A 13,479-nucleotide genomic window follows, 5' to 3' on the forward strand; every position below is an offset into this window, starting at 1 on the left:
TTGTTTGCTTCCATTACCGCCCTCGTTGGAGCGGTGCGTAAGGCTTATCAAGGTTTGGTGATGGACGTCAAATGGAGCGGCGGGGATGGGGGCAGCAGAGGGAATTAGATGGGAATATGCACTTGATGGAATATTTTTGGCGTTTTATTCCGTAAATGTTGCGTCAACTTATGTAAAGATGTTGTTAAGTTCGATTTTTACAATTTTATTGATTATTTTTGAACTTATCGATAAGTCGCTTGTCACTCCGGTGCCGATATCGAGAAAACGGTTTTTTGCAGTATTTTCATCTGCTTTTATGGCGAGAGCGTTTTCCGGGGAACGGATGGTGGGGGAGGCTATCCCTCTTCTTTTATAGGTAAATGAGAAAACAACCCGAATTATCATTAACTTGTTGATTTTATTCTGCTTGATTTGGATTAAAACACCTGTGTAATTAATTTTTTAATAATTAAAATCGAGTTGGACGGGTAGGCGTAGCAGTTTTTTATATTGAAGTTGGTTTTTTTGGAAAAAATCATCCGCGGGATATGCTGCGGGGGGACATTCCTGGTCGCAGACAGGGTTCTACTTGATTTTTGTTGCAGAGCTTTTACAGTGACCGAGCCGGATTGTCTGCCAATGCCAGTCAATTCAGTGAGTAATGCCAGGTAAGGATAGGCCCGTCACCGGATGTGACTGGCCATAAAAGAACAACAAGGACGAGGTTCCACCATGCTGTCGTATTTCCTACGTCGGATGCTTTTGATCATCCCGACGTTTCTCGGTATCACCCTGCTCGTCTTCACCATCACCCGCTTCGTGCCGGGCGGCCCGGTCGAGCGCATGCTGCTGCAGGCGCAGGTCTCGCAAAACGAGTCCGGCCGCTCCAGTGGCAGCAAGGGGGCGCAGGCACTCTCCGACGAACAGATTGAAGAGCTCAAGGCGTTCTACGGCCTCGACAAACCCATGCTGGTCGCCTACTGGGACTGGTTGCAGAAGCTGGCGGTGCTGGATCTCGGGGAGTCGACCCGTTATTACGAGCCGGTGTGGGATCTCATCAAGGAGAGGTTGCCGGTGACCGCCTTCTTCGGGCTCGCCACCTTTCTGCTGAGCTATGCCGTCTCCATCCCGCTCGGAGTGGCCAAGGCGCTCAGACACAACAGCCGCTTCGATTCCCTGAGCTCCATGCTCATCTACATGGCCTATGCGCTGCCCGCCTACGTGGTGGGGATCTTCCTCATCACCGTCTTTGCGTTCCATCTGGAGTGGTTGCCCATGGGGGGCTTCCCGGGGGACGAGTTTGACGGGATGGAGAGCAGCTGGGATCAGATCCGCACCGTCTTCGCCCACGCGCTGCTGCCGCTCATCGCCTACGCCATCGGGGATTTCGCCATCCTCACCATGACCATGAAGAACAGCCTGATGGAGAACCTGTCGGCGGATTATGTGCGCACCGCCGTGGCCAAGGGGTTGCCGTTTCGCAAGGCGGTGACCGATCACGCCATGCGCAACAGCCTGATCCCCATCGCGAGTCACTTAGGGTCGGTGCTCACCGTCTTCTTCGGGGGCTCCTTCCTCATCGAGACCATCTTCAACATCGACGGCATCGGCCTGCTCGGTTACGAGGCCATTGTCGAGCGGGATTACCCCACCGTCATGGGCATTCTGGCCATCACCTCCATGCTGATGCTGGTGGGCAACATTGTCTCCGACATCTGCGTTGCCCTGGTCGATCCCCGCGTGCGGTTTGGAGAGTGAGCATGAACCTGAATCCGGTAACTCTGAAAAAACTCAAGCGCTTCAAGTCGATAAAGCGCGGCTACTACTCTTTTGTCATCTTTTCGGTCCTGGTGGTCATCTCTCTGCTGGCGGAACTGCTGGTCAACAGCCGGGCCCTGGCGGTGAGCTATCAGGGGGAGCTCTATTTCCCCACCTATGGGGACGTGATCCCGGGCCAGCACTTCGGGCTCGACTACGAGTACGAGACCAACTACCGCCAGCTCAAAGACAAATTCGCCGCAGAGGGCAAGGGGGACTGGGTGCTGCTGCCACCTGTGCCCTGGAACCCCTATGAGCAGGACTTCAAGGAGGAAGCCTACCCGCCCTATGCCCCGAGCCTGGCGGAGCGCCACTTCCTCGGCACCGACACCAGCGGTCGCGACGTATTGGCACGGCTGGTCTACGGCTTTCGCATCGCCATCGGCTTTGCCTTCATCGCGCTGGTGGCGAGCTATGTCATCGGGGTCAGCATCGGCTGCATGATGGGGTTCCTCGGCGGTCGATTCGATCTCCTGATGCAGCGTTTCATCGAGATCTGGTCCCAGGTGCCCTTCCTCTACGTCATCATGATCCTGGTCTCCCTGGCCAAGCCGAACTTCGGCCTGTTCGTGGGCATCAACGTGCTGTTCGGCTGGATGGGGATCACCTGGTACATGCGCACCCTCACCTACAAGGAGCGGGCGCGGGACTACGTGATGGCGGCGCGGGCCCAGGGGGCGAGCACCAGGCGCATCATCTTCAACCACATTCTGCCCAATACCCTGATGATGATCGTCACCCTGGCCCCGTTTGCCGTGGTGGGCAACATCTCCACCCTGACGGCGCTGGACTACCTGGGCTTTGGCCTGGCGCCGCCGACCCCGAGCTGGGGGGAGCTGCTCTCCCAGGGGATCAACAACCTCGACGCCATCTGGATCGTGAGCTCGGTAGTGGCGGCGGTGAGTCTGGTGCTGATCATGGTCTCCTTTATCGGCGAGGCGATCCGCGAGGCGTTCGACCCGCGCAAATTTACCCGTTATCAGTGACCTGTGGCGCACTCAAGGCGCCGGGTCGCTCACCCTTAAATTGATAAACCCCCAGTGCAGGGGCATGACCAGGAAGTCAAACATGAACAATAAAATCAAATGGACAGGTGCTCTCTTTCTGCTGTTGAACGGATCCTGGGTGTGGGCGGCCAGCCTGCCCGCGGATCTGACGTGGGAGACCAACGACACCGACCCCGTGTTCGCCTCTCCCAAGGCGCTGCCCGGCGGCAACCTCAATCTCTTCGTCGACAGCTTCCCGCTGACGTTTCGCACCGTGGGGCCGGATTCCAACGGCTCGTTCCGCTCCTTCATCCTCGACAACCAGATGAGGCTCATCAGCTTCCATCCCAACACGGGCAACCCCATTCCGGCCCTGGCGAATGCCTGGGCCATCGCGCCGGACAGCCAGACCGTCTATTTCAGGCTCGACCCGCGCGCCAAGTGGTCCGACGGCAAGCCGGTCACCGCCGATGACTACACCTTCGGCTACGAGATGATGCGCTCCAAGGACATCAAGGGCCCCTGGTTCAACAACTACTACACCACCGAGGTGGTGGCGGTGGAGAAGATTGACGACCACACCATCCTGGTCAAGGCGGGCAGCCGCAAGGCCAAGCTCGATCTCCTCAACACCACCGAACTGTGGCCCCAGCCCAAGCACTACTACAAGATGGGCCCGAACTGGGTGAAGCAGTACAACTGGGCCGTGGTACCCACCACGGGCCCCTACGTGATGAGCGACGTGAAGAAGGGCAAGTCCGTCACCTTCAGCAAGCAGAAAGAGTGGTGGGCAAAAGACGATCGCTACAACCAGCACAGGTTCAACCTCGACACCATCAAGGTGCAGGTGATCCGCGACCACAACATCGCGTTCCGCCACTTCCTCAAGGGGGAGTTGGACACCTTCGAGATGATCCTGCCCAACTGGTGGCATGAGAAGGCGGTCACACCGGAGTACAAGCAGGGATACGTGCAGAAGGTGATGGCCATGACCGACACCAAGCAGGGGGGGCAGGGGGTTCACCTCAACGTGGCCAATCCCAAGCTGGCGGATCTCAACGTGCGGCTCGGCATCCAGCACGCCTTCAACATCGACAAGATGATAGAGACGGTGCTGCACGGCGATTATGACCGCGCTACCACCTTCGGCTCTGGCTTCGGGGCCTTCACCGACATCGCGCTCCCTGAGCGGGCCTACGACATCGCCAAGGCACGGGAGTACTTCGCCAAGGGCGGTTACGGCAAGCAGGGACCGGACGGCATCCTGCAAAACGACAAGGGAGAGCGGCTCACCCTGGCCCTCACCTACACCAGCCAGGAGCACTCCAAGCGGTTGACCGTGCTCAAGGAAGAGGCCAAGAAGGCGGGCCTGGATCTGGAGCTCAATCTGGTGGATGGCGCCACCGGCTTCAAGGTGATGCTGGAGAAGAAACACGAGGCGGCTTGGCTTGGCTGGGGGGGCGGTGGTCTCTATCCGCAATACTGGGAGTCCTTCCACTCCGACAACGCCAACAAGCCCCAGACCAACAACCTGTTCAACGTGGCTGACAAAGCGCTCGACAGCCTGATCGACGCCTACAACGTCGAGTTCGACATGGACAAGCGGGCCGCGCTTTCCCACCAGATCCAGCAGCGGATCTATGATCTCGCCATCTTCGTGCCCGGCGTTCAGCTCAACTATGTGCGAGCCAGCAGCTGGCGCTATGTGATGCTGCCGGAGGTGCCCGCCACCCGCAACACCCCGGATCTGCTCTACTGGCCCATGGATGGCTACCCCCACAGCAGTGGCGGCCTGCTCTGGATCGATCCCAAGGTGAAGGAGGAGACCCAGAAGGCCAAGGCTGACGGCAAGGCGCTGGCCCCCATCACCCTGATCGACAAGACCTATGCACATCATTGATGTGGCCCAGAAGGGAGCAGCAGTCATGCCCAACACACAGGCCACCGCCCCCGGCACCAGAGATCATGAGGGGCAGTCTCTGTCCCCCATCCTCGAGGTGCGGGATCTCGAGGTGGAGTTCGCCGTCGACGACGGCAAGATCAAGGTGCTCGACGGGGTCAGCTTCCAGGTCGCCCCGGGCAAAACCCTGGGGATAGTCGGCGAGTCCGGCTGCGGCAAGAGCGTCACCTCGCTGGCCATCATGGGGTTGCTGCCAAGGCCCCACGGTCAGGTGGTGGCGGGCTCCATCCGCTTTCAGGGGGAGGAGCTGCTCAATCTGCCGCCGGAGCAGATGTACAAGGTGCGTGGCAACCGTATCTCCATGATCTTTCAGGAGCCCATGACGGCCCTCAACCCGGTGCAGACGGTTGGCGATCAACTGATGGAGGTGTTTCGCCTCCACCGCCCCGATTACAGCAAGGCCCAGCGCCGTGACGCCGCCATCGCCATGTTGCAGAAGGTGGGGATCCCCGAGCCTGCCCAGCGTTTCGCGGCTTATCCCCACAATCTCTCCGGCGGCATGCGCCAGCGGGTGATGATCGCCATGGCGCTGGCCTGCGAACCGGCCCTGCTCATCTGCGACGAGCCGACCACGGCGCTCGATGTGACCATCCAGGCCCAGATCCTGGATCTGATGAAGGAGCTGCAAGCCCAGACCGGCATGGCCATCATCTTCATCACCCACGATCTCGGGGTGGTGGCGGAGCTGTGCGACGAGGTGGTGGTGATGTATGCCGGGCGTGCGGTGGAGCGGGCCGATATCTATGAACTGTTTGACCACCCGCGCCATCCCTATACTCATGGTCTGATGGCCTCGATCCCGCGTCTGGAAGATGTGCCAAAGAGCCTGCTCAAGACCATCAAGGGTCAGGTGCCCGCCCTGCACGAGATGCCGGCGGGGTGCCGTTTCTCCAACCGCTGCCCCCATGCCACGCCCCTTTGCGTGGAGACCATACCGGTGACCGAGCAGTTGAGCGAACGCCACGGGGTGGCCTGCCACCACTGGAAGGAGGTGAGCCTATGAGCGGCCTGGTGTGGGGACGGGGTGTCGCAGGACAGCCAGGCGGCGGGAAGGCGACCAGGTCGTTTGCTGCCATGAATCGTCGGGGATGGAAGTCATGACCAGCTTGTTGTCGGTAAGCAATTTAAAGCAGCATTTCAAGATGGGTGGCGGTTTCTTGCGCAAGCAATACACCGTCTACGCGGTGGATGGCATCAGCTTTGATCTCAAGCAGGGGGAGACCCTTGGCCTGGTGGGAGAGTCGGGATGCGGCAAGTCCACCCTGGGGCGTTCGTTGCTCAAGCTGTTCGAGCCGAGCGCCGGTTCCATCACCTTCGAGGGGCGTGACATCACCCACCTCTCGCCCAAGGAGATGCGATCCCTGCGTCAGGAGATGCAGATCGTGTTCCAGGATCCCGCAGAATCCCTCAACAGCCGCCACACGGTGGGGCAGATCCTGGAGGAGCCCTTCATCATCCACGGCAAGGGCAACGCCGAACAGCGCCGGACATGGGTGCAGGAGCTGCTGGAGAAAGTCGGTTTGCCCGGCAGCGCGGTGGATCGCTATCCCCATGAGTTCTCTGGTGGCCAGCGCCAGCGCATCGGCATCGCCCGCGCCATCGCCCTCAAGCCCAAGCTGCTGGTGTGTGACGAGGCGGTGTCGGCGCTCGACGTGTCGGTGCAGTCCCAGATCGTGAACCTGCTGCTCAATCTGCAGCGGGAGATGAACCTCGCCATCATCTTCATCGCCCATGACCTGTCGGTGGTCAAGCACATCTCGGACCGGATTGCGGTGATGTATCTGGGCCGGATCGTCGAACTGGCCGAGGCCCAGGCACTCTACCTGGCACCACGCCATCCCTATACCCAGGCGCTCATCTCCGCCATTCCGGTGCCGGATCCACGGCGGCGCAGCCAGCGCATCCTGCTGACGGGGGATGTGCCGTCCCCCATTTCGCCGCCGAGTGGCTGCCACTTTCACCAGCGCTGTCCCCATGCAACGGATCTGTGCCGCACCCGCTCGCCCGCCCTTGAGGCGTGCGGCGGGCAGGGGCATCAGGTGGCCTGCCATTTCCCCTTGCCCGTGCAGGAGGCGGTGCCACTGGGAAAGGCGATATGATGCCGGCGCCCGCCACGTCGCGACCGGCATCGCTGCAAGGTGGCACCGAGGAGGCGCAATAGAGGCGGAAACGGAATAAAAAAATGGGGCCTGCGGGCCCCATCTTCATGGTTGGAGTTCAGGTTTGGCCGTGGAAATTCTGGCCCGGGCAGGACAGCGCCCCGATGGGGGTGGCTGCTGTGTGGATTGCTGAGTTGTTTTGTAGTTTTATTACGTTGCTAATTTCAACTTCCGGACAGGCGATATCAGGCGCCATAACGGAAGTAGTAATTGCGGGTTGCAGGCGCATAAGTGTCTTTCTCTTCAGCACCTTTCTTGCTGGTTGCACCCTTCAGGTGGAACAGCACTGCCAGATTCTCGAACATATGATGACCTCGTTTCTCTGTGGTTCATGGGTTGTGTGACCTTGGTCACGTTCTGATCCTAGGGGCATATGTGAGCTGGATCAACTTTTTGTGTTGTAAATTTACATAAATCATGGAAAAGGTTTTCAAATGCAGACCTGTTCATGGATACGATTTCAAGCCAGGGCCGCGCGTGGAATCGGGGATATGAGAGAGGTGGCCGAGGAGGGTGCACAAAAAAGATGCCCCGCACGGGGCGGGGCATCGGTATGGTCGTGAGCTGGCTTACTTGGCCGGGATATGTTCCAGCACGTGAACCAGCAGTTGCCAGAAACGCTCGACCGCCGGGATGTGTACCTTCTCCCCCGGTGCATGGGCGCCACGGATGGTCGGGCCGAAGGAGACCATGTCCCAGTCCGGGTAGGCGCTCTTGAACAGACCGCACTCGAGGCCTGCGTGGATCACCATGACGTTCGGCATCTCGCCAAACAGGGTCTGGTAGCTGCTTCGCACCAGTGCCATGACCGGTGAGTCGACGTTCGGGGCCCAACCCGGGTAGGCGCCGGTGAACTCGCAGCTGGCGCCGGCCAGGGTGAACAGGGAGCGGGTCATCTGCTCGATGTTCTCGCGACCGGAATCGATGAGGGAGCGGATCAGGCACTGCACATAGACTTCCCCCTCGAGTGTCTTGATGACACCCAGGTTGGTGGAGGTCTCGGTCACGCCCGGGATGGCGTCGCTCATGCGCATCACCCCGTTCGGGCAGGCCATCAGGGCATCCAGCAGGCGGCTTTGCAGGGACTCGCTCATGAGCTGGGCCGGTTTCTCCCGGGCGGTGAGCAGCACGGTGAGGTTGGCCTCGGTGGCGGCCAGCTCGCTCTGATAGATGCCGGCGTAGCGGTCCACCAGGGCCTTGAAGTCAGCCACGCTGGCGGCGGGCACCAGCAGGCTGGCGCGGGCCTCGCGGGGGATGGCGTTGCGCAGGGTGCCGCCACTGAGATCGCCAAGGCGCACCCCCAGCGGTTCGGCGGCCTTGAGCAGACGGACCAGCAGCTTGTTGGCGTTGCCGCGGCCGCGATGGATGTCGACCCCGGAGTGGCCGCCGCGCAGGCCCTTGACCTGCAGCTCGAAACCTTCACCCTCGGTGGCAGCGACCCGCTCCAGGGGGAAGCGGATATTGGCATCCACCCCGCCGGCGCAGCCCATGTAGACTTCGCCATCCTCTTCGGAGTCGGTATTGAGCAGGATCTCGCCTTCCAGCCAGCCCGCTTCCAGACCGAAGGCGCCGGTCATGCCGGTCTCTTCGTCGGTGGTCAGCAGCACTTCCAGCGGACCGTGCTTGATGGTCTTGTCGGCCAGCACGGCCAGGCAGCCAGCCATGCCCATGCCGTTGTCGGCGCCCAGGGTGGTGCCGCGGGCAGTGACCCATTCACCGTCGATGTAGGCATCGATGGGATCGGTGGTGAAGTCGTGCTGGGTGTCGGCGTTGGCCTGGGGCACCATGTCGATGTGGGCTTGCAGCACCACGGCCTTGCGGTTTTCCATCCCCGGCGTGGCCGGTTTCTTGATGATGATGTTGCCGACGGCATCTTGCTTGACCGCCAGGCCTTCTCCCTGGGCCCACGCCACGATCCAGGCGCTCAGTTGGGCTTCGTGCTTGGAGGGGTGGGGGATGGAGCAGATCTGCTCGAAGAATTGCCAAATCAACTTGGGAGACAGAGAACTGAGCTGTGCCACGTCGGGACTCCTTACCAGCATGGAAAATGTCGGGCCCCACTCTGCGGGCCGGGGAAGAGGATAACGATAATACAGTCAATCACGCAAAAATGTGAGCGATCAGCGCAAATGACGCTCTGCTTGTGCTGGGAAAGGGAGCATGGATGGCGAACTTCACTACCTGCCTTATTCGTGTCAGCACAACATCAATTTTGTGATGCCAGTCACAAAAATATTGTCTTTTGGGCGCCGGGTGGTAAATTAGCCGCCGTGGCCAGCCCACTTGTCAGGATGACAATCAATGCCTCCAGGGAACCGAAGCAAAGCAAGTGCGCCTCCATGGAACCGAGTGTCAGTTCAAGGATGTGAACCCGCATTAAGGTACGTAACTTGTTAAGCAATCAGGAGTTTATGATGTCAGGCAGCAATTCAACCTATTGGTTTGCCCAATCTCTCTATACCCAGGGTTTCAACTACCCGAATCCCTACGCTACCCGCCGTTAAGGCTCGCAGGCGTCACAGGTAACAGCAGCAGGTGTGTGAGGAACCTCTCCTCCCCCTGCTATTTTTTTGCCCGAATGTCATGGAATGTGTGTCAAACGGCTAACCTGTCGGTGTCGCCGGAGCCCTCCCAAAAGGGCGACAGAGCGGAAGATGGCGGACATTTCCTGTTTTTCGCATACGTTTGCCGCTCAATTTATCCATAAAGAGTGCTATCATACCGGCCCAACAGCCGGCCCGAGATCGGGAGTCCACCCGACATGGCCGCCAGCTACACCCCATCCCTGTTCGCATTGCATCCGTTTTTGCCGCCGAGGCGTCAGCCCCGAGGCACGAAAAAGTGCAAGCAAAATTCGGGAAACGGGGTGCCAGAATTGACCTGAACCCGTCTCTTTGCCGGGTTTCGCCTCATAAGTGATTGCTTTATAACTCGTTGAGATCGATAGCATGCCAAAAAAGTTCTATGTATCGTGGGATAACCTGCAACGCGAAGCGCGCCGTCTGGCCCGTCGTCAACTGCCTGTCAGCCAGTGGAAAGGGATCATCGCCGTCAGCCGCGGTGGTCTGGTGCCTGCGGCCCTGATGGCCCGCGAACTTGGCATTCGCAATGTCGAAACCCTCTGCATCTCCAGCTATGACCACGACAACCAGCGCGAGCTGGTGGTGGTGAAGGCTGCCACCACCGCAGGTGACGGCGAAGGCTGGCTGGTGGTGGACGATCTGGTGGACACCGGCGGCACCGCCAAGGCGATCCGCGAGCTCTACCCCAGAGCCAAGTTCATCACCATCTTCGCCAAGCCCATGGGCGAACCCCTTGTGGATGACTTCGAAGTCGCTATTCCGCAGGATACCTGGATTGAACAGCCCTGGGACATGGCGCTGGAGTTCGCCAAGCCGATCTGCGACGAAGCGTAATCGCCGCACCGGTCGCTACCAGTGACTCCCCGGCATTCGGGAGCGGACTGATCCGTCGTGATGCAAGGTTGACCACATTGAGCCCCTTTTGGGGCTCAATGCGTTTCTGGTGTGGCTGCTCGATGTGAAAAGTGGTTAAGATGGGACATTGTTTGAGACAGAAGAGCCACCATTTTGGAACCAAACGACGATACCAATCTGACGGAAAAGCTGTTTACCCGGGTCAAAAAGGTATTGGAAACTTCCGAAGTCTCCAACTCGAGCCCCGTCGACGAGCAAGACAGCGCACTGTCTGACAGCTTCATCGATGGCGCCCTGTCGCCCCGCTGGTATCGCCTGCTGCGCAGACCGACCTGGGCCTGGCAGGGGGCCGATCCCGTCGAGGTGGAGCAGACCCTGGCGCACATCGCCATGGGGCAGGGGGAGCGCAGTCACGAACGCTATCTGGACACCATCAAGGGCTATGTGCCCGGCAACTGGGTCTATGAGTGGAGCCAGCTTGCCGGCCGTTATTTCAATACGGGGCGGACGCTGCTGGGGGAAGGGGATCGCGCCGCGGCGCTGAAGAGCCTGCTCAAGGCAGTGCGCTACTACTCCATCGCAAGCTACCCCCACCTCAAGCACGACGAGCTGGCGGATCAGGCCCAGTTGCTCGGCAACATGGCCTATCGCGAGGCCGGGCGCCTGTTCAAGGTGCCCCTCAAGGAGTTGCAGGTCCCGTTTCGGGGCAAGACCATCCAGGGCTACCTGCATCTGCCCACCACCGAGAAACCTGTGCCCCTGGTCATCGTCAGCGGTGGCATCGATTCGCTTCAGGTGGACTTCCTCAACTTCTATTTCAAGTGTCTCGAGCCCCACGGCATCGGGATGCTCTCCCTGGACATGCCGGGCACCGGCTATGCCGAGCACTGGCCCCTGGTGCAGGACACCAGCCGCCTGCACCAGGCGGTGCTCAACTACCTCTCGGAGGTAGCCTGGGTCGATCACCAGCGCATCGCCATGGTGGGGTTCCGCCTCGCCGGCAATGTGGCGGCCCGTCTCGCCTTCGTCGAGCCGTTCAAGCTTCGGACCGTGGTCTGCATCGGTGCCGGCATCAACCAGGTGTTCACCAATCAGGAGATGTTCGCCCGCTGCCCGCGCATGATGCGCGACGGGCTGGCGAACCGGCTGGGGGCGGACGCGGCCCAGTGGGATCTGCTGCGCACCAAGTGCCAGGTCTTCTCCCTCAAGACCCAGGGATTGCTGGGGAGTCGCACTTCCGTGCCGATATTGAGTATCGGGCACAAGAAAGATTTTATTTGTCCCGAGCAGGATGTCCGGGCATTGGCCGCTGCGAGTCGCAACGGCAAGGCGGTGGTGTTTGACAAGCAGCCACTGCTCGAGGTCTATGACGAGGCACTGAAAGAGACGGTAGATTGGCTCAAAAAGCACTTATGTACATGATATAAAACTAAAAATGTAACATCATCATGTGATGGTATGGCTTGTTCAACAGGGAGGTTAGCATGTCAGAAAGAGTGACTTACAAGCGATTGCTGCGGCAGTTCGCGGCCATTGGCCCCTATTTGCGTGAAGACCTGTGCGAGGAGGGCCGCTACCGCTTTGACTGCCTGTCCGTCTGTGTCAGCGCCAAGCCTGCTCCGGACAAGCGGGAGTTCTGGGGCTGGTGGCTGGTGCTGGAGCAGGCGGATCACAGCTTCAGCTACCACTATCAGACGGGGTTCTACAACGCGGACGGGGAGTGGATCGACAAGGCGCTGCCCAAGAAGCATCAGGCGGAAGTGGAACGCACCCTGCAACATTTCTACAAGCTCATCAGCGGCAAGTTGACCCAGCTGGAGTGCACCCTCTCCCCCGCGAAGCAGGTGACCGCCGAACTGAGCGTGACGGCAGCCTGATCCCCAAGCCCCGCATCTTCCCGGTGCGGGGTACCCCGATGCTTTGTCACCGAGCCCGCAACTGCCTGGCGAGGCTTAATTGCCTTGCAGGGCAGGGGGGCCGTGGGTATAAAGGGATTCCTTACTTTTCTAACCCTTCGTTCCCATGGAAAACAGAACCATAGTCGTCAAACTGGGCACCAGCGTGCTCACCGGGGGATCTGCCCGCCTCAACCGTGCCCACATGGTCGAGCTGGTCAGACAATGTGCCGCCTTGCATCGACACGGGCACCGTGTCGTGCTGGTCACGTCGGGGGCCATCGCCGCCGGTCGCGAGCATCTGGGCCACCCTCCGCTGGCGCCTACCCTGCCGAACAAACAGATGCTGGCGGCGGTGGGTCAGACCCAGCTCATCCGGGTATGGCAGGACCTGTTCAACCTCTACGGGCTGCACATCGGCCAGATGCTGCTGACCCGCGCCGACCTGGAAGACAGGGAGCGCTACCTCAATGCCCGCGACACCCTGCGCACTCTGCTCGATCACCGCATCATCCCCGTCATCAACGAGAACGACGCCGTGGCCACCGCCGAGATCAAGGTGGGGGACAACGACAACCTCTCCGCCCGTGCCGCCATCCTGGCGGATGCGGACTTGCTGATCCTGCTCACGGATCAGAAGGGGCTCTTCACCGCCGACCCGCGCACCAACCCGGATGCCCAGCTCATCGAAGAGGTGCAGACCATAGACGACACCCTGCGCTCCCTTGCCGGTGACAGCGTGAGCGGCCTTGGCACCGGTGGCATGGCCACCAAGCTGCAGGCGGCCGACGTGGCGCGCCGGGCCGGGGTGGACGTGGTGATCGCCACCGGCCAGATCCCGGAAGTGATCGGCCGCCTCGCCGCCGGGGAGCGGGTGGGGACCCTGTTCCCTGCCCTGGCATCCCCCCTGGAAGGGCGCAAGAGCTGGATCCTGGCAGGGCCCCCTCCTCACGGCGAAGTGCAGGTGGATCAGGGGGCCGTGGCCGCCATGCAGGAGAAGGGCTCCAGCCTGCTGCCCAAGGGCATCGTCGCGGTGAAGGGCGATTTCGTGCGTGGCGACGTGGTGCGTATCCTGGATCCCAAGGGGAGCGAGCTGGCTCGCGGTATCTGCCGTTACGACCATCTGGAGCTGGATCGGCTGCGGGGTGTCCACTCGGATCAGATTGAACAGGTATTGGGTTACGGCTATGGGGCCGTGGCCATCCACCGTGATGACATGGTGCTGCTCTGAACAGGGCGGCA

The 13,479-nt window shown here is 60.4% G+C and carries 11 protein-coding genes; 10 read left to right on the forward strand and 1 reads right to left on the reverse strand.

Translation table 11 applies throughout. The features are described 5' to 3' along the window. Nucleotides 1–85 precede the first annotated feature (85 nt). From AB5Y68_RS10125 to AB5Y68_RS10150, 6 genes are all read left to right on the forward strand, one after another. Nucleotides 86–358 (forward strand): hypothetical protein, encoded by a 273-nt coding sequence (locus AB5Y68_RS10125; RefSeq protein WP_103259636.1) that lies wholly within the window; start codon nt 86–88, stop codon nt 356–358. Between the two features lie 356 nt (nt 359–714). Continuing rightward, nucleotides 715–1,740 carry an ABC transporter permease subunit gene (locus AB5Y68_RS10130; RefSeq protein WP_010675471.1) on the forward strand — a complete coding sequence of 342 codons (1,026 nt, stop codon included), beginning with the start codon at nt 715–717 and terminating at the stop codon, nt 1,738–1,740. 2 nt (nt 1,741–1,742) lie between these two features. Beyond that, a complete protein-coding gene (locus AB5Y68_RS10135) occupies nt 1,743–2,786 on the forward strand; it encodes an ABC transporter permease (RefSeq protein WP_039040351.1) in 1,044 nt (347 codons plus the stop codon). An 82-nt stretch (nt 2,787–2,868) separates the two neighbouring features. Next, entirely contained in the window at nt 2,869–4,686 is a 1,818-nt protein-coding gene (locus AB5Y68_RS10140; protein ID WP_039040350.1) for an extracellular solute-binding protein, read from the forward strand. A gap of 25 nt (nt 4,687–4,711) precedes the next feature. Next, on the forward strand, nt 4,712–5,749 hold the full coding sequence (locus AB5Y68_RS10145; protein ID WP_039040349.1) for an ABC transporter ATP-binding protein: 1,038 nt from the start codon (nt 4,712–4,714) through the stop codon (nt 5,747–5,749). Between the two features lie 94 nt (nt 5,750–5,843). Then, nucleotides 5,844–6,845, forward strand: coding sequence for an ABC transporter ATP-binding protein (locus AB5Y68_RS10150; RefSeq protein WP_039040364.1), 1,002 nt, complete (start codon nt 5,844–5,846; stop codon nt 6,843–6,845). A 629-nt stretch (nt 6,846–7,474) separates the two neighbouring features. On the opposite strand, the gene AB5Y68_RS10155 is transcribed toward AB5Y68_RS10150, so the two are convergent. Beyond that, a complete protein-coding gene (locus tag AB5Y68_RS10155) occupies nt 7,475–8,926 on the reverse strand; it encodes an aminoacyl-histidine dipeptidase (RefSeq protein ID WP_039040348.1) in 1,452 nt (483 codons plus the stop codon). A 927-nt stretch (nt 8,927–9,853) separates the two neighbouring features. On the opposite strand from AB5Y68_RS10155, the gene gpt reads away from it, so the two are divergent. From gpt to proB, 4 genes are all read left to right on the forward strand, one after another. Next, nucleotides 9,854–10,321, forward strand: a complete 468-nt coding sequence (gpt, locus tag AB5Y68_RS10160) for a xanthine phosphoribosyltransferase (protein WP_039040347.1) — start codon at nt 9,854–9,856, stop codon at nt 10,319–10,321. Nucleotides 10,322–10,495: 174 nt separating this feature from the next. Further along, nucleotides 10,496–11,764, forward strand: coding sequence for an esterase FrsA (frsA, locus tag AB5Y68_RS10165; RefSeq protein WP_010675462.1), 1,269 nt, complete (start codon nt 10,496–10,498; stop codon nt 11,762–11,764). Nucleotides 11,765–11,826: 62 nt separating this feature from the next. Continuing rightward, nucleotides 11,827–12,219 carry a sigma factor-binding protein Crl gene (gene crl, locus AB5Y68_RS10170; RefSeq protein ID WP_039040346.1) on the forward strand — a complete coding sequence of 131 codons (393 nt, stop codon included), beginning with the start codon at nt 11,827–11,829 and terminating at the stop codon, nt 12,217–12,219. Nucleotides 12,220–12,364: 145 nt separating this feature from the next. Further along, nucleotides 12,365–13,468: a glutamate 5-kinase gene (gene proB, locus AB5Y68_RS10175; protein WP_010675460.1), complete on the forward strand. Its 1,104-nt coding sequence runs from the start codon at nt 12,365–12,367 to the stop codon at nt 13,466–13,468. The last annotated feature ends 11 nt before the right edge of the window (nt 13,469–13,479 follow it).

This window comes from Aeromonas sp. R6-1 (genome assembly GCF_040908165.1).
GTDB lineage: Bacteria > Pseudomonadota > Gammaproteobacteria > Enterobacterales > Aeromonadaceae > Aeromonas > Aeromonas caviae.

Bases quoted from the DNA above. Each gene is read 5' to 3' on its own strand.
- AB5Y68_RS10125 (WP_103259636.1), top strand. From the start codon at position 86: ATGGGGGCAGCAGAGGGAATTAGATGGGAATATGCACTTGATGGAATA.
- AB5Y68_RS10130 (WP_010675471.1), top strand. From the start codon at position 715: ATGCTGTCGTATTTCCTACGTCGGATGCTTTTGATCATCCCGACGTTT.
- AB5Y68_RS10135 (WP_039040351.1), top strand. From the start codon at position 1,743: ATGAACCTGAATCCGGTAACTCTGAAAAAACTCAAGCGCTTCAAGTCG.
- AB5Y68_RS10140 (WP_039040350.1), top strand. From the start codon at position 2,869: ATGAACAATAAAATCAAATGGACAGGTGCTCTCTTTCTGCTGTTGAAC.
- AB5Y68_RS10145 (WP_039040349.1), top strand. From the start codon at position 4,712: ATGCCCAACACACAGGCCACCGCCCCCGGCACCAGAGATCATGAGGGG.
- AB5Y68_RS10150 (WP_039040364.1), top strand. From the start codon at position 5,844: ATGACCAGCTTGTTGTCGGTAAGCAATTTAAAGCAGCATTTCAAGATG.
- gpt (WP_039040347.1), top strand. From the start codon at position 9,854: ATGCCAAAAAAGTTCTATGTATCGTGGGATAACCTGCAACGCGAAGCG.
- crl (WP_039040346.1), top strand. From the start codon at position 11,827: ATGTCAGAAAGAGTGACTTACAAGCGATTGCTGCGGCAGTTCGCGGCC.
- proB (WP_010675460.1), top strand. From the start codon at position 12,365: ATGGAAAACAGAACCATAGTCGTCAAACTGGGCACCAGCGTGCTCACC.